The 15,749-nt window shown below is 34.8% G+C and carries 18 protein-coding genes; 14 read left to right on the top strand and 4 right to left on the bottom strand.

The genetic code is table 11. From position 1 onward, the window contains the following. Positions 1 to 7: 7 nt before the first annotated feature. Positions 8 to 466 (bottom strand): YkyB family protein, encoded by a 459-nt coding sequence (locus NKR74_RS16615; RefSeq protein WP_253630288.1) that lies wholly within the window; start codon positions 464 to 466, stop codon positions 8 to 10. A gap of 435 nt (positions 467 to 901) precedes the next feature. On the opposite strand from NKR74_RS16615, the gene NKR74_RS16610 reads away from it, so the two are divergent. Both NKR74_RS16610 and NKR74_RS16605 read left to right on the top strand, forming a co-directional pair. After that, entirely contained in the window at positions 902 to 2,440 is a 1,539-nt protein-coding gene (locus NKR74_RS16610) for a Ppx/GppA family phosphatase (protein ID WP_253630287.1), read from the top strand. Between the two features lie 110 nt (positions 2,441 to 2,550). After that, positions 2,551 to 4,659, top strand: a complete 2,109-nt coding sequence (locus NKR74_RS16605; protein WP_253630286.1) for an RNA degradosome polyphosphate kinase — start codon at positions 2,551 to 2,553, stop codon at positions 4,657 to 4,659. A gap of 249 nt (positions 4,660 to 4,908) precedes the next feature. On the opposite strand, the gene NKR74_RS16600 is transcribed toward NKR74_RS16605, so the two are convergent. Together NKR74_RS16600 and NKR74_RS16595 are read right to left on the bottom strand one after the other, a co-directional pair. Beyond that, the gene (locus tag NKR74_RS16600) at positions 4,909 to 5,142 is read right to left on the bottom strand and encodes a hypothetical protein (RefSeq protein ID WP_253630285.1); all 234 of its coding nucleotides are present in this window, start codon (positions 5,140 to 5,142) and stop codon (positions 4,909 to 4,911) included. Between the two features lie 107 nt (positions 5,143 to 5,249). After that, positions 5,250 to 6,116: a metallophosphoesterase gene (locus NKR74_RS16595; RefSeq protein ID WP_098305797.1), complete on the bottom strand. Its 867-nt coding sequence runs from the start codon at positions 6,114 to 6,116 to the stop codon at positions 5,250 to 5,252. Between the two features lie 212 nt (positions 6,117 to 6,328). On the opposite strand from NKR74_RS16595, the gene fadH reads away from it, so the two are divergent. The 3 genes from fadH to NKR74_RS16580 all read left to right on the top strand — a co-directional run bounded on the left by fadH (position 6,329) and on the right by NKR74_RS16580 (position 9,210). Next, positions 6,329 to 7,093 carry a 2,4-dienoyl-CoA reductase gene (fadH, locus tag NKR74_RS16590; protein ID WP_098305717.1) on the top strand — a complete coding sequence of 255 codons (765 nt, stop codon included), beginning with the start codon at positions 6,329 to 6,331 and terminating at the stop codon, positions 7,091 to 7,093. Between the two features lie 223 nt (positions 7,094 to 7,316). Beyond that, complete coding sequence (locus NKR74_RS16585; RefSeq protein WP_253630284.1) at positions 7,317 to 8,534, top strand: EAL domain-containing protein; 1,218 nt, start codon at positions 7,317 to 7,319, stop codon at positions 8,532 to 8,534. 184 nt (positions 8,535 to 8,718) lie between these two features. Continuing rightward, a complete protein-coding gene (locus NKR74_RS16580) occupies positions 8,719 to 9,210 on the top strand; it encodes a DUF3993 domain-containing protein (RefSeq protein WP_253630283.1) in 492 nt (163 codons plus the stop codon). 73 nt (positions 9,211 to 9,283) lie between these two features. Here NKR74_RS16580 and NKR74_RS16575 read toward each other — a convergent pair whose 3' ends face one another. Then, the gene (locus tag NKR74_RS16575) at positions 9,284 to 9,523 is read right to left on the bottom strand and encodes a glutaredoxin domain-containing protein (protein ID WP_098305711.1); all 240 of its coding nucleotides are present in this window, start codon (positions 9,521 to 9,523) and stop codon (positions 9,284 to 9,286) included. Positions 9,524 to 9,877: 354 nt separating this feature from the next. Here NKR74_RS16575 and NKR74_RS16570 point away from each other — a divergent pair, with 354 nt between their 5' ends. The 9 genes from NKR74_RS16570 (at position 9,878) to NKR74_RS16530 (ending at position 15,736) form a co-directional block, all read left to right on the top strand. Further along, positions 9,878 to 10,114: a YkuJ family protein gene (locus tag NKR74_RS16570; RefSeq protein ID WP_020059327.1), complete on the top strand. Its 237-nt coding sequence runs from the start codon at positions 9,878 to 9,880 to the stop codon at positions 10,112 to 10,114. Between the two features lie 262 nt (positions 10,115 to 10,376). Further along, positions 10,377 to 10,526, top strand: coding sequence for a hypothetical protein (locus NKR74_RS16565; protein WP_253630282.1), 150 nt, complete (start codon positions 10,377 to 10,379; stop codon positions 10,524 to 10,526). 74 nt (positions 10,527 to 10,600) lie between these two features. Further along, complete coding sequence (locus tag NKR74_RS16560) at positions 10,601 to 11,119, top strand: ribonuclease H-like YkuK family protein (RefSeq protein ID WP_253630281.1); 519 nt, start codon at positions 10,601 to 10,603, stop codon at positions 11,117 to 11,119. An 86-nt stretch (positions 11,120 to 11,205) separates the two neighbouring features. Further along, complete coding sequence (gene abbA / locus NKR74_RS16555) at positions 11,206 to 11,397, top strand: antirepressor AbbA (RefSeq protein WP_154710660.1); 192 nt, start codon at positions 11,206 to 11,208, stop codon at positions 11,395 to 11,397. Between the two features lie 216 nt (positions 11,398 to 11,613). Continuing rightward, the gene (cbpB, locus tag NKR74_RS16550; protein WP_253630280.1) at positions 11,614 to 12,057 is read left to right on the top strand and encodes a cyclic-di-AMP-binding protein CbpB; all 444 of its coding nucleotides are present in this window, start codon (positions 11,614 to 11,616) and stop codon (positions 12,055 to 12,057) included. A 75-nt stretch (positions 12,058 to 12,132) separates the two neighbouring features. Continuing rightward, positions 12,133 to 12,990, top strand: coding sequence for a transcriptional regulator CcpC (locus NKR74_RS16545; RefSeq protein WP_253630279.1), 858 nt, complete (start codon positions 12,133 to 12,135; stop codon positions 12,988 to 12,990). A gap of 71 nt (positions 12,991 to 13,061) precedes the next feature. After that, on the top strand, positions 13,062 to 13,784 hold the full coding sequence (gene dapD, locus NKR74_RS16540) for a 2,3,4,5-tetrahydropyridine-2,6-dicarboxylate N-acetyltransferase (RefSeq protein ID WP_253630278.1): 723 nt from the start codon (positions 13,062 to 13,064) through the stop codon (positions 13,782 to 13,784). A gap of 57 nt (positions 13,785 to 13,841) precedes the next feature. Then, positions 13,842 to 14,972: an N-acetyldiaminopimelate deacetylase gene (locus tag NKR74_RS16535; RefSeq protein WP_253630277.1), complete on the top strand. Its 1,131-nt coding sequence runs from the start codon at positions 13,842 to 13,844 to the stop codon at positions 14,970 to 14,972. A gap of 215 nt (positions 14,973 to 15,187) precedes the next feature. Next, on the top strand, positions 15,188 to 15,736 hold the full coding sequence (locus tag NKR74_RS16530; RefSeq protein WP_098305695.1) for a peroxiredoxin: 549 nt from the start codon (positions 15,188 to 15,190) through the stop codon (positions 15,734 to 15,736). Positions 15,737 to 15,749: the final 13 nt, after the last annotated feature.

Raw genomic sequence — 15,749 nt, 5'->3', positions numbered from 1 at the left:
AGCTTCTTTATTTTTTTGTGTAAGTACGACGATACCAAGGAATGGATTCGCTTAATTTTTTTTCTTGTTGAAATGCTTCTTCCCCAATATACTGCTGGAGCATTTTTTTAGCAGATGTTAAGGATAGATATGTTTTTGGATTTCGATATGCACAATCAAGGCTACCGAGATGTGGAAGGTTACGAAAATCATCTTTCGTAGGAGGAATATGGAAGTAATAATTACCTGCTCGGACAAGAACGTCAGATTGTTGTTGGCTAAAACGTGGGTTTTTGGAAAAGTGTAAACCTTCTTTCGTAGCTTGCTCTTCTGAAATTAATCGTTCTAAAGCTGTCTTTTTTAACCAATATAAATATTTCGGATTTGTAGCTGATTTTGCATGTCGGTTGACACTGAAAATTGCTTCAGCAAGTTGATGGACCGAAAATTGATTGTAGGAACGAGACTGTGATTGTGAAGATTTCATCTTAGCACTCCTTTCCTGTCTACAGTATCATAATCTAACAAAAGCTAGCAATTCTTCTATGTAGAAAATTATTATACGTATTTTCAATATTAAAGCAATGTTGTAATAAAAAACAACTATTTTGTATAATAGTTATATCTTTCTTTGAAGTAAGTTAATGCTTTATCCCGCTATTCGCGGGCAGTAAGACCACTCACCATAAGATTCAAAGAGAAACAAGGAAGATAGGTGGGGGATAACTGCTGGCATGCGCCCGATTGGTTCAACTAACCATCAGTGGGGGAGGAAAAAACCCTCACTGATGGAAGTTTTACTTTACTTCATTTAGAGAAAAATATCTAGAAGACCCTCTTACTTATGAATTTAAGTGCTCTTGCGCTATGTTGTACGGGTTTTTATAACTTCAAATAACAATATAATGATATAGAGAAAAGGATGACGAAAGCGTTGAAACAACAATATGGGATTATTGATATTGGATCAAACACGATGAGATTAGTTATTTATGAAAAACAAAATGGTGGTTTTTACAAAGAGATTGAAAATACGAAGGTAGTTGCTCGCTTACGTAACTATTTAGTAGATGGTATCCTAACCGAAGAAGGAATCCATATATTGTTACATACTTTGCTACAGTTTCAAGAAAGCACGCGGTTTCACCAGTTACATAAAGTATTGTGCGTAGCAACTGCAACAGTTCGGCAAGCTAAAAATCAAATGGAAATTAAACGTCTTGTTGAAGAACACACTGACTTTAAGCTTCGGGTATTGTCTGAGTATGAAGAAGCACGTTATGGATATATAGCGGTTATGAACTCTACCTCTTTTACAGAAGGAATTACTGTTGATATAGGAGGTGGAAGTACAGAGGTTACTTATTTCCGAAATCGAGAGGTTGTGGAATATTATAGTTTTCCGTTTGGAGCATTGTCATTAAAGCAACAATTCATTTGTCATGATACACCAACTTCGGAAGAACTTGAGGAATTAAGAAATTATTTATGGTATCAGTTTCAATCGCTTCCATGGCTTAAAGGTAAGAAATTACCGTTAATTGCAATTGGAGGTAGCGCACGAAATATGGTGAAAATTCATCAAAATTTAATTTCTTACCCGATTTCTGGACTACATTTATATAAGATGAAGCGAACAGATATTGAACATGTACACGAACATTTATTAACACTTTCATTTACAGAACTGCAAAAGTTAGAGGGACTTGCTAAAGATCGAGCTGATACCATTATTTCGGCAGCAGAAGTGTTTAGAACGTTAACAACTATTATAGAAGCACCATCTTTTGTGTTGAGTAGAAAAGGACTACGAGAAGGTGTTTTTTATGAAGAATTAACAAATTCGTTTGGGATTACTTATTATCCCAATGTTGTGGAAGAAAGCTTATACTTACTTTCTCATGAATATGAGATGGATATGAGCGCTGTGATGCAACTTATGAAAAATGCCATGACTATTTGCAAAGAATTAGAAAAAAGAGAGGTTATCTCCTTTACGCAAGAAGATTGGACTGTGCTTCATAGAGCAGCAAAAGTATTTAATATTGGAAAATATATTGATGAAGAGTCAAGCAGCCAGCATACATTTTATTTATTAGCAAATAAAACGATAGATGGCATGATGCATAAAGAACGAATTAAATTAGCATTAATTGCTTCTTATAAATCGAAATTGTTGTTTAAACAATGTATCGAACCATTTACAGATTGGTTTGAAAAAGACGAACAAAGAAAAATACGATTATTAGGGTCTATTTTGCAATTTTCTGCAGCATTAAATGTGACAAATCGTAATCTTGTCGAATCCATTCATATTGTAAAAAACGAAGATGGTCTTGCTTTTTATATTTGCTGTAAGCAATCAGCATTATCTGAAAAAGTACAGGCGGAAAAACAGAAAAAACAGATAGAGAAAGTTTTAAAAACGAACATTGAATTATATTTTCATGAAAGATGTTAATTTGTACGAACTTCTTTACAAAAAATTTACACTTCTTCCAATGGATATTTGTTAAAATGAATATAATAAAATTATATTGAAAAAGTTTTAGAGGGAAGTGTGATGGGGGTATGGAAACGGTGAAGAGTAGTCTTATAAACTTGAATGATACTGCTTATTATAACAATCGTGAATTAAGTTGGCTTGCCTTTAATGAGCGAGTGTTACAAGAAGCGCAAGATGACTGTAATCCATTATTAGAGAGATTAAAGTTTATCAGTATCTTCAGCTCAAATTTAGATGAGTTTTTCATGGTGCGTGTTGCAGGATTGAAAGATCAGGTAAGAGCTGGGTTTAATCAACCAGAAAATAAAGCTGGACTAACGCCGAAACAACAATTGGGGAAAATTTCAACTAAGGCACATGAATTAATGAAAGTACAGTATGATACTTATCAAAATGCTGTAATTCCTGCGTTGAAGGAAGAAGGAATAGAATTGTTGTCTTTTCACGATTTAACGAAAGAACAACGAGAATTTATTGAAGAATATTTTGATGAGCAGATTTTTCCAGTTTTAACACCTGTGGCAATTGATGCGTATCGACCGTTTCCTATGTTATTGAATAAAAGCTTAAATTTAGCTGCAATTTTATACGATGAAAGACAAACAGTAGAAGAAAATCGGACCAAGCTTGGCATCGTTCAAGTTCCATCATTATTAGAACGTTTTATTTTTTTACCAAATGAAGATAATAGGCAAAAATTCATTTCTTTAGAAGATGTGATTAGTAACTTTACTCATAAATTATTTACAGGATATATGGTATCTTCTGTTACGCGTTTTCGCATTACACGTAATGCGGATTTGACTATTCATGAAGAAGGTGCACGTGATTTATTAAAAGTAATTGAGAAAGAATTAAAAAAACGAAAATGGGGCGCAGCGGTTCGTTTAGAGGTAGGAACAGATAACTTGGATGAAAGAGTATTATCTCTATTATATGAAGCGTTAGAAGTAAAAGATGAAGATGTATATATGATTGATGGCCCACTTGATTTAACATGTTTATTTGCGCTTTATAAGAAGTTAGCATCCACATATGATAATTTAATCTATCCAGCACTTATTCCACAGCCACCTCAAGATTTAGGTGATGAAGAAGATGTGTTTGAAAAAACTCTAGAACAAGATATCCTATTGCATCATCCATTTGAATCATTTCAACCTGTCATTGATTTTGTAGCAGACGCAGCAGAAGATCCTGATGTGTTAGCAATTAAACAAACATTATACCGTGTAAGTGGAGATTCACCTGTTATTAAGGCTTTAAAAACAGCAGCAGAAAATGGGAAGCAAGTGACAGTACTTGTGGAATTAAAGGCTCGTTTTGATGAAGAAAATAACGTTCACTGGGCAAAAGAATTAGAAAAAGCAGGTTGTCATGTGATTTATGGTGTTAGCCATTTGAAAACACATAGTAAAATTACGCTTGTTGTAAGACGAAAATATGGGAAGATTGAACGCTTTGTCCATTTAGGTACAGGTAATTATAATGATGCAACAGCGAAATTATATACTGATTTTGGATACATTACATCACGTAAAGATTTTGGTATTGATGCGACAAACTTTTTTAATTATTTAAGTGGGTATACAATGAAACCTCATTTTCATCAATTGTCCGTTGCCCCATTTGATATTCGTCAGCAATTTATTGAACTCATTGATGAAGAGATTCGTTATCATAAACAATATGGAAATGGTTATATTATTGCGAAAATGAATTCGTTAACAGATAAGCCGCTTATTCAAAAGCTATATGAAGCATCACAAGCTGGTGTGAAAGTTGATCTCATTGTAAGGGGAACTTGTTGTTTACGTCCAAAAATTTTAGGTGTAAGTGAAAATATTCGTGTCATTAGTGTGGTAGGCCGTTATTTAGAGCATAGTCGCATTTATTATTTTCACCATAATGGAGAAGAAAAGTTATTTTTATCGTCAGCCGACTGGATGACGCGCAATATGGAAAAACGTGTAGAAATTTCATTTCCAATTCTAGAGTTCGATATGAAAACACGAATTAAAGATATATTGCAATTGATTTTAGATGATAATGTAAAAGCACGTGAACAAAATGAGTGTGGAGAATATTACTATGTAGCAAGTGATGATGCGCAAGAAATTGAAAGTCAAATGAAACTCTTTCAAATGGCATATACAAGCACAGAGGAAGAATAAAGTGAAACTCCTATCAGTGGATGTTTCATTTTCTATCGATGGAGAGTTCTCACCAATTGGGCACATATCAGTAATTAACGCTTACCTATCTTCTTGGATTTCTTAAAATCTCGATATGGGAGTTTTACTGTCTGAACATAGCGGGATAAGAAATAGGTATACTCATTTTCTGATGTTTTACAGTTATTTATATAATATAGAGAAAAGGCCTCGATATGAGGCCTTTTTCCATAGTTGTTTCTATTTACATTAGTAAAAATAAGGTGTTGGACAAGGATAGCCGCCAAAGCCGCCAAAGCCGCCAAAGCCGCCATAGCCGTAGCAAGGATAATATGGTCTAGGGCCAAATGCCAATGCTCCGCCGATTAAACCTCCTGCAAGACCAGCTAAAAAAGGGAATCCGAAAAATGGTATAAATCGTGAGTTTCCGACTGGACCAACTAGTGCTGAGCGGAACGGAATCGGCTGGTATTGTGGATACATGTTAAAACCTCCTTCATTGAACTCATTGTTATCATATGGAAAAGATAACGTGGATGAGCGAGTACAAGAGAGAATGGTGCGGAAAATAGGCGAAATAAGTTCGTTTATTATGTCGATTGTAATGTGAAGAGTGTAATTTCTGGTTTTGCTAAAAATCGCAATGGTACACGGGTTGTTCCAAGACCTCGATTAACATACAATAATAAGTCATAGTTTTGCTTAATATGATAAAAACCTTCAATATAATGTTTTGCAAATGTAGGGGTAATAATGGCGCCAAAGAAAGGGAGTTGTACTTGTCCACCATGACTATGTCCAGAGAGTAGTAAATTGACAGGGAAATTTGCAATATGTGGTGCAATATCAGGTTCATGCACGAGAGCAATCGTATACAGATTATTTTGTGCTTGTTGCAAGGTTCCGTGTATGTCAGGTTTTCCAAGCATGATATCGTCAATACCGAAAATGGAAATTTCACTTCCATCTAATAGGCGAATGCGTTTTTCGATATTTTGTAATATCTCAAAGCCAGATTGTGTCATGATGTGACTATAGTATTCCGTCCCGTATCCACCATGATCATGATTGCCGAAAATTGCAAATTTACCAAGTGGAGCAATGATATTTTGTAAAATTGATGCAACAAGTGGAGTATCTGCGTATGTTTGATAATTATCAATTAAATCTCCAGTAAAAATCACGATGTCAGGTTTTTTTTCATTTATTTTTGTTACTACTTTAGAAAGTTGTTGAAGCGAGTAATAATATCCTAAATGTAAATCACTAAATTGAACCATTTTAACACCGTTAAATCCACGTGGGATGAGTGGAGAATGAATCGTATGATACGTAAAAGAGAGAAGGCGTGGTTCTATATATTTAGCATAATAGTAACCCGCTCCGGTCGTTATACAAGTATACAATAGTGTATGAATACCTTTTTTGATAAAGTTTCTTCTTGTTATATGATTCATATTTATATGAGCGAGATGATAGGAAATAATCATAGTAGAAGGGTGTGATTTGTTGGGATGAGTCGCTACTTATCTTCTCTCCTTTCCTTTCATTGTTAGCGATAGAATATAGTATATTTTATTAAAAGATATCAGAAAAATTAAAATTTATAAAGAATTCTGACGGATAAAGTGATAAAATGAATATGTATTCATTTTTGGGAGGGGATATTGTGAAAGAAAAAGTAGTTGTAATTACAGGTGGTTCAAGTGGAATGGGAAAAGGAATGGCAACTCGTTTTGCGAAAGAAGGAGCGCGTGTTGTTATTACAGGACGTACAATAGAACGATTAGAAGAGGCAAAGAAAGAAATTGAGCAATTTGAAGGTCAAGTATTACCTGTACAAATGGATGTGCGTAATACTGAGGATATAAAAAGAATGATTGAAAAAATCGATGAAGAATTTGGACGCATCGATGTACTTGTAAATAATGCAGCGGGAAACTTTCTTTGTCCGGCTGAAGATTTATCGCCAAATGGTTGGAATGCTGTTATTAATATTGTGTTAAATGGTACATTTTATTGTAGTCAAGCAATTGGGAAATATTGGATCGAAAAAGGAATAAAAGGAACAATTATTAATATGGTTGCAACTTACGCATGGGATGCAGGTCCTGGTGTTATTCATTCTGCATCAGCTAAAGCAGGTGTATTAGCAATGACAAGAACGCTTGCTGTTGAGTGGGGACGCAAATATGGAATTCGTGTTAATGCAATTGCTCCAGGGCCAATTGAGCGTACAGGTGGGGCTGATAAGCTGTGGATATCTGAAGAAGCAGCAAAGCGAACACTACAAAGTGTGCCGCTTGGAAGACTTGGAACACCAGAAGAAATTGCTGGTCTAGCTTTTTATTTATGCTCTGAAGAAGCTGCGTACATAAATGGAGCTTGCATCACAATGGATGGTGGCCAACATTTACATCAATATCCGTTTTAAGGGATGGGATTTTTGTGACAAATTTGTGACAGATAGAAAGAGGGCCTTTACAAGGAACTTGTTTATGGGGTATATTTAAGACCTCTTTTTTCTTCATAGTAGAATTGCTAATTCCCCTTAGCATTTTACCCCTCTAATCCCTTCAGGAAAACTGAAGGGATTTTTTTATTATTTTTTTTACATAACGTGTTATAATTTTTGAAAAGTAAAAGGAGGGAGTACTATGGTAGATGCATTAGACGTGATGAGTAATTTGGATCAAGTCCTTCCTTATTATCAAGCTATTTTTAGTGCAGATGAACATACTGTAATTGGATATGAAGTAGTAGGACGCATACAAACAGAAGAAGGAATTCACAGTCTTGCCTCATTCTTTCATGACGATTCGATTCCAGATGAGTTTCAACTTGAAGTAGATAATATCATTTTAGGAAAAGCATTGGATCGGTATTTAGAAACAGATCAATCATTTTTATTATTTTTGCATCGTAATGCAAATATACTGATGAGCGATGAAAGTGAAAGCTTACTACATTTATTATTAACGTATGAAAAGAAAGGATTACGTTTAAATCGTATCGTATTAGAAATAACAGAACATGACTTTAAAGAAGATATTGAACAATTTAATCATTTACTTATGTATTATCGTACATATGGCATTCAGGTTGCAATTAATAAAGTAGGAACAGGAACAAGTAACCTTGAAAGAATTAGTGTGCTAGCTCCGGATATTTTAAAAGTGGATTTAACAAATTTACGTCAAACGGCACTGTTACAATCGTATCAGGATATTTTATATTCATTATCACTCTTAGCGAGACGTATTGGTGCAACGTTATTGTATGAAGATATTGATGCATTCTATCAGTTGCAATACGCTTGGAAAAATGGAGGGAGATACTATCAAGGTGATCATTTGAAAGAATTTTCAGAAGATTTTTTCGATAAAGACATTTTGAAAGAACGTCTTGGTAATGAGTGTCATCAGTTTATTCAGCATGAAAAACGAAAATTACAAAAAGTGTATAAACTGACTGAAACGCTTCGAGAATATGTTGGAAATGTATTAGCAAAACAGAGAAAAATAGAAGATTTTAATAAATGGCTAGTGAATTTTAGTCAACAAGTAACATATTGTAGCTTCCGTATTTATATTTGTAACGAAGATGGCTTTCAAAAGTCAGGAAACGTCATGAAAAAAGACGGAGAATGGGTGTTAATGCCAGAATATTATATGAAGAATTGGAGCTGGCGTCCATACTTTTTAGAAAACATTATGAAGCTGCGCGTTGAACAAAAAGGAAGATTGTCTGATTTATATGGGGATCTTGAAACGGGTGAGTTGGTTCGGACATTCTCGTTTCCTATTGATGATGAGCATTATTTATTTATTGATTTGTCTTATGAATTTTTATATGAAGAAGATGTTTTATTATAATGCACGAAATATTTCGTGCATTTTTTTGTTTGTTTTTATCATAAATTGGTAATAGTGACAGCTATGATAAGAATGATGTCTATCGTTGTAAAGATTTTACGAACGAAAGGCACTCTTTCATTGTACAATCATTGCTACAATGAATATTAGAAGGACAAGCTCTTTTTACAAGGAGGGTGCGAGAATGAGAAAGTATGGGATTTGGATTGTGCTATTTCTTTTTGCTGCATTTGTAATTGGACAAAGTGTAACAACTGTTTTTGGAAAAGAAGAAACAAAAATTGATCAAAATGAAATATTTGAAACGATTCGAAAGGGATATGAAGCACAATTTTCTATTCGTGGTAAGCGACTTTCAATGGATAAAATGATTGATACATTATCCCCTTATTTCACAGATAATTTCCTTCAAGTTTTTACGGATGAAAATGGTCAGGATGTAAAACGAAGTGCTCAATATTTATTGCCTACAAATGAAGCGCCATTTACTTTTTCATCAAAAACGAAAATTGTATACAATCAAGAGCATGATTTGTTATATGTGTATGAACATGATATAACAAATGATCAATATCAAATTATCACACTGCAAAGAGATGGTAATAAGTGGAAATTGGCGGGGTATCACGAAAATAAACAGCTTTTATCTGAGATTAGACAATCCGAAAAAGAATAAAGTGAAACTCCCATTAATGCGAGCTTACTGTCCGCGAGTAACGTGGGAAAAGGCGACTCATGCAGTCGCCTTTTTATTGTTCTAGTTCTAAAAGTTGTTGTAATTTTTCAATTTGAAAGCCTGCTACAACTTCTCCATCAACGACAACAGTAGGGGTAGAATAGGAATCATAATCATATAGAAGACGATTACGAGCGGCAGCATCTTTTTTGACGTCATATTCTGTAAATGTAATATGATTATGTTTTAAAAATTCTTTTATAATTTGACATGGTGGACAATCTGGCTGTGTATATACATCTACTTTCTTCATGTAAATCCTCCTCTTTAACTCATCTCAATTATAGTCTTGTATGTAAAAAACTTCAATGAAGTGAAGTTTTCATTAACACGGATGCACTTTCTATTGAAGGCTAGAAATTCTCCTTTGTTTATCTTATCTGCTTTTGAAGAACATGAAGATAACGTTTTTTACACTGTTAAGTGCGGAAGAAGGGGCGTAGAGGTATTTATTTCGGCTTTTTATATGTTTTTTCGACAAATTTTAGTTGAGTTTCTTGCTCATAACCATTATCCTAAGGTGTGTGACATTTTTTCAGTTATGACGGATAGAATGAGTACTGCTGCAAAACCTATTCGTAGGAAGATTAGAGAAAGGGGAGATTTCATGTCTCTGCTCCAAGGAATTTTAACTCGTCTTGTTAGTCTAAAAGAACAAGCTGAAAGCGGCGAAGTAGCACAACGCTATTTTGAAGTGAACGGTGAACGCAAATGTAGCGTGAAATATTTTGATAAAAGCGATATGTACGAGCTAGAAGTGTATCAACAAGGAGAAAAACCACAAGTATATCAATTCGATAATATTGATATGGTTGCAATCGAGATTTACGATATTCTTTCTTGATACATAAAAAGAAGGTGCCTAAGAAGAAAAAGGCACCTTCTTTTTTTATGCTAAGATGAATAACATTCGTTCCTTGTCCCTACACTGATAACATATTCTATAAAGTGAAACTCCCATCAATTATTTCCCACCTATCTTCTTCAGATTCTTTACTTATGATTAGTTGAAGCAACTGGAATCTTACGGGGAGTTATTTTCCGAATATATAATCTTGAGATGGGAATTTTACTGCCCACAAATAGTGGATAAAGAGGTGAGAAAATTGGAAAGAATGCCTGTTGTTGTATGTCCAAAATGTCATAGACAATCAGAAATTACACATGTGTTAACAGCGCAATCTAATCAAAATGTTATTTTCAAATGTCCATTTTGTACATATTCGATCCGGAATATCGAAACGAGTAAAGGATAAGTAAGACATATTTTGTTATTCTGTCCCATACAATGAGAATACGAAAGTCTGTCTATGAGAAGGGACGTGACTGTATGGACGGAAAATATCAATTTTACAATTTATCAGAGCGACATATGAGCTTTGAAACTGTATTCTCACGAATTTGTTACTTTATTCAAAGTGCACCGCGTAATATGTATCGATTGTCAATTGGAACAGATTCACAAGTGCATCAAAATAATACTCGTTTTATTACAGCAATTCATCTGCATCGTGTTGGAAAGGGAGCATGGGGTTGTTTATATCATCAGACAATAAGGGGAAAGCCACCGAGTTTGCGAGAAAAAATCTACTTAGAAACACAGTTTAGCCAAGAGATTGCCTGTTTATTTACGCCTGAGCGAATACAACAGTTGTGGGGGCTTCTTTATCCGTACCGCGAAGAAGGTGCTGAATTCGTTATGGAAATTCATTTGGATATCGGGAAATACGGTTTGACGAGAGAGTTTATTTTAGATATGACAAATAAAATTACAGCGATGGGGTTAACGCCTAAAATTAAGCCAGATGCCTATGCGGCGTTTAGCTATGCAAATCGGTACACGAAATAATTGTTGTATTGAATTTTCAATCTATTAAATAGGGGAAATCTTTTATATAATAAAGAATAAGGACAGTTGAATAAGGAGAGGAGAAAATGAGTAGAGAAATTGATTTAACAAAAGAGGAACAAAACTTATTGCTAGATGTTTTGTTTCGGCAAAATTATGCGAGTGAAATACTTGCCGTTGAACTTTCTGATATCGAAACTGGGCGAAAGAAAACAGACATATCTCATTATAAACAAATCACAAACTTATTTGCTCGTCTGAAAAACGAAGGATATTAAGGCTGCCGAACGGTAGTCTTTTCTTTTGTTTCTATGGTAAAATGAACTGTGGTTATTTATTTTGTATGAGAAACAAAAGGACGAATAATAATATGTAACCGTTGTCATAAACTAAAAATAGAAGTGAGAAAATAAAGAACTACTTGAATGAATTAGTTTTTACAATTAGTTTACAATTGCTACTTGTTAGAATGGGTTAAAGTGGGGGATAACAATATGATTAGTATTCCGAAAGAAGAATTTCAGCAAGTTTTTGTAAAAGACTTAATGATTTCATCTGAAAAAGTAGCACATGTTCAAATGGGAAATAGTTTGGAGCATGCTTTACTTGTTTTGGTGAAATCTGGTTATTCTGCTATTCCAGTACTAGATCCGATGTACAAACTGCATGGATTAGTAAGTACGGCAATGATTTTGGATGGTATTTTAGGACTAGAGCGTATTGAGTTTGAAAAATTAGAGGATATGAAAGTAGAAAGTGTGATGAAAGGTGATGTTCCACGCCTGAAGTTACAAGATTCATTTGCAAAAGCATTAGAGATGACGATTGATCATCCGTTTGTATGTGTTGAAAACGAGGAAGGGTATTTTGAAGGAATTTTAACGCGTCGTGCAATCTTAAAATTACTAAATAAAACGGTAAGACGGTTTAATCGATAATGTTGAAAAAGGCGACTTCAAGTGAAAGAAGAAGTCGCTTTTATCGTTCAGTTGTAACGAAGGAAGGAGAAAACATTGCAAATTGATGATTTTCAAATGATGGTGATCTTAGCACAAGAGTTAAATATGCGAAAAGCTTCTGAGCGCTTATTTGTGTCACAACCAGCGCTTAGTCAAAGACTTCAATCGATGGAAAAACAATGGGGGATGAAATTTTTTATTCGCTCGCAAAAAGGATTAACGATTACACCAGAAGGCGAGAAAGTAGCAAATTATGCTAAAGATATGTTACAGAGAGAAGAAGCAATTAAGAGCGAATTAGCAACATTTCAGACGGAAACATATGGTACTTTAAAGATTGCTGTGGCCTCTGTTATTGGCCAATACTGGTTACCGCCAGTTTTAAAGATATTTGTACAAAGGTATCCATTTGTGAAAATTTCTCTTTTTACAGGCTGGAGTAGTGAGGTACAAAATCATTTTTACGAAGGTGATGTTCACGTTGCAATTTTGCGAGGGACGCAAGAATATAAAGGGTATAAAAAGCAATTATTTGAAGATGAGCTGTATTTAGTTGATACGGAGATTAAGGATATTTCCATGTTAAAAGACACTAATAGACCATTTATTCAATTTAAAAGTGATTCGACATATTATGGACAAATACAGAACTGGTGGTATGGTTTATTTTCTAATCCGCCTAAACGTACAATTGTTGTCGATCAAATTGAAACGTGTAAGCAGCTTGTTTTAAACGGTATTGGTTATGCACTTTTACCATCTACTGTTTTAAAAGAAGTAAAGGAAAAAACATATAAAACTCCAGTGCAACTGACGAGAGAAACATGGCTATTAACAAGTGAATCGGCTAGACAGTTAAAACAAGTGCAGGCATTTTTAGAAATTATTGAAGAAATTCAAGAGGAAAAATAAGATTATTATCTTGCGAGGAGCCTTTTCGTTTGGTAGAGTAACATTATAAATGGATTTAGGAGGCAATAAGCATGAAAATGATGGATGCAAACGAGATTATTTCGTTTATTCAAAAAAGCGAGAAGAAAACTCCTGTAAAGGTATACATAAAAGGGGATTTAAAAGAAATTACATTCCCAGAAACAGTACAAGCATTTGTAAATAAAAAATCAGGTGTATTATTTGGAGAATGGTCTGACATTAAGGCAATTCTTGATGAAAATAAAAAGCGTGTTGAAGATTATGTTGTAGAAAATGATCGTCGTAACTCTGCAATTCCAATGCTTGACTTAAAAGGTATTAAAGCACGTATTGAACCAGGTGCAATTATTCGCGATCATGTTGAAATTGGTGATAATGCAGTTATTATGATGAATGCAACAATCAACATTGGTGCTGTAATTGGTGAAGGTTCAATGATTGATATGAATGCAGTGCTTGGTGGACGTGCAACGGTAGGTAAAAACTGTCACGTTGGAGCTGGAGCAGTACTTGCAGGCGTTATCGAGCCACCTTCTGCAAAACCGGTTATTGTTGAAGACGATGTTGTAATTGGTGCAAATGTAGTTGTTTTAGAAGGCGTTACAGTAGGTAAAGGTGCAGTTGTTGCGGCGGGTGCAGTTGTAACAGAAGATGTACCGCCATACACAGTTGTTGCTGGAACACCAGCACGCGTTATTAAAGAAATTGACGAGAAAACAAAAGCGAAAACAGAAATTAAACAAGAGCTTCGTCAACTTAATCCAGAAAACTAAAAAAGAAAGCGTAAGGGCTTGCAAGCTCTTACGCTTTTTATCAATGGTGGTGAAAAAATGATGATAAATAAATTTATACAGATGCGCAGAGATTTGCATCAAATTCCAGAGCTTGGTTTTCAAGAATGGAAAACACAGCAATATATTTTAAATTATATAAGCACTCTTCCAAGTGAATATATAGAAGTAAAAACGTGGAAAACGGGTGTCATTGTAAAAGTGCATGGTCGAAATCCTGAAAAAACAATTGGCTACCGTGCTGATATTGACGGGCTTCCGATTACGGAGGAGACAGGTTATGATTTTGCTTCATTACATGAAGGTATGATGCACGCATGCGGACACGATATTCATACAACAATCGGTCTTGGATTATTAACAGCTTTTGTTACAGAGCGAATTGACGATCATCTTGTTTTTATTTTCCAACCAGCTGAGGAAGGACCGGGGGGTGCCCTTCCGTTATTACAAAGTGAAGAATTTCAAGCATGGAAACCGGATATGATTCTTGGGCTTCATATTGCACCTGAATATCCAGTCGGGTCGATTGCAACAAAAGAGGGATTGCTTTTTGCAAATACATCGGAGTTATACATTGATTTGAAAGGGAAGGGTGGGCATGCAGCATATCCACATACAGCTAACGATATGATTGTTGCGGCAAGCCACCTTGTCACACAGCTGCAATCTGTTATTAGTCGAAATGTAAATCCGTTAGATAGCGCAGTTATTACAATTGGAAAAATTACTGGTGGAACAGTACAAAATATTATTGCAGAAAAAGCTCGTTTAGAAGGGACGATTCGTACATTATCTGTTGAATCTATGAAACGAGTAAAGGAACGTATTGAAGCAATCGTTGCAGGAATTGAAGCGTCTTTTCAATGTACAGCTCATATTGATTATGGAGCGATGTATCACCAAGTATATAATCATGAAACGTTAACACAGGAATTTATGAAATTTACGGCCGAACATACAGATATGAATGTTATCACCTGCACAGAAGCAATGACAGGAGAAGATTTTGGGTACATGCTTCGCGATATTCCAGGTTTTATGTTTTGGCTCGGTGTAGAATCTGAATATGGTCTACATCATGCAAAATTACAGCCGAATGAATCGGTAATTGAAAAAGCGATTACTTTTTTAACAACATACGTAAAATGGAAAGGGAACAGAGCTTGAGGCTTGTTCCCTTTTTACATAAGAAAAATTTTATAGTCTATCGTGCATTTTTTTTGTAATTCTAGCACAATACTTTATAATGGTAGGTAGAGGAAAAAGTTATTAGTTAGTTATTTTGTAATAATTATTAAATAATATTGACTAAAAACTATTTCTTCTTATATAATACAAGAGTAGATAACATATAATTAAAAATTTAACGGAGGTTGATACATATGGCAGAACGTATGGTAGCAAAACAGGCTCCACGCTTTGAGATGGACGCTGTTATGCCAAACAAAGAATTTGGTAAAGTAAGTCTTGAAGAGGTTATGAAACAAGATAAATGGACAGTGCTTTTCTTCTATCCAATGGACTTCACTTTCGTATGTCCAACAGAAATCATCGCACTTTCTGAGCGCTATGATGAGTTTGAAGACTTAGATGCAGAAGTAATTGGTGTGTCAACTGACACAATTCATACTCATTTAGCATGGATTAACACTGATCGTACGAAAAACGGTTTAGGTGAATTGAAATACCCATTAGCTGCTGATACAAATCATGTAGTATCTCGTGACTATGGCGTATTACTTGAAGAAGAAGGTATCGCACTTCGCGGTCTATTCATCATTAGCCCAGAAGGCGAATTAATGTATCAAGTTGTACATCATAATAACATTGGACGTGAAGTTGACGAAGTAATCCGTGTTCTTCAAGCTCTTCAAACTGGTGGACTTTGCCCAGCAAACTGGAAACCAGGTCAAGCAACTTTAAACGTTTAATTTTTTGACTGAG

The sequence above is a fragment of the Bacillus sp. 3103sda1 genome, assembly GCF_024159135.1.
Classification (GTDB): Bacteria; Bacillota; Bacilli; order Bacillales; family Bacillaceae_G; genus Bacillus_A; species Bacillus_A rhizoplanae.
Note: the sequence above shows the minus strand (reverse complement) of the source record. Positions and strands in the feature narration are given on the sequence as shown.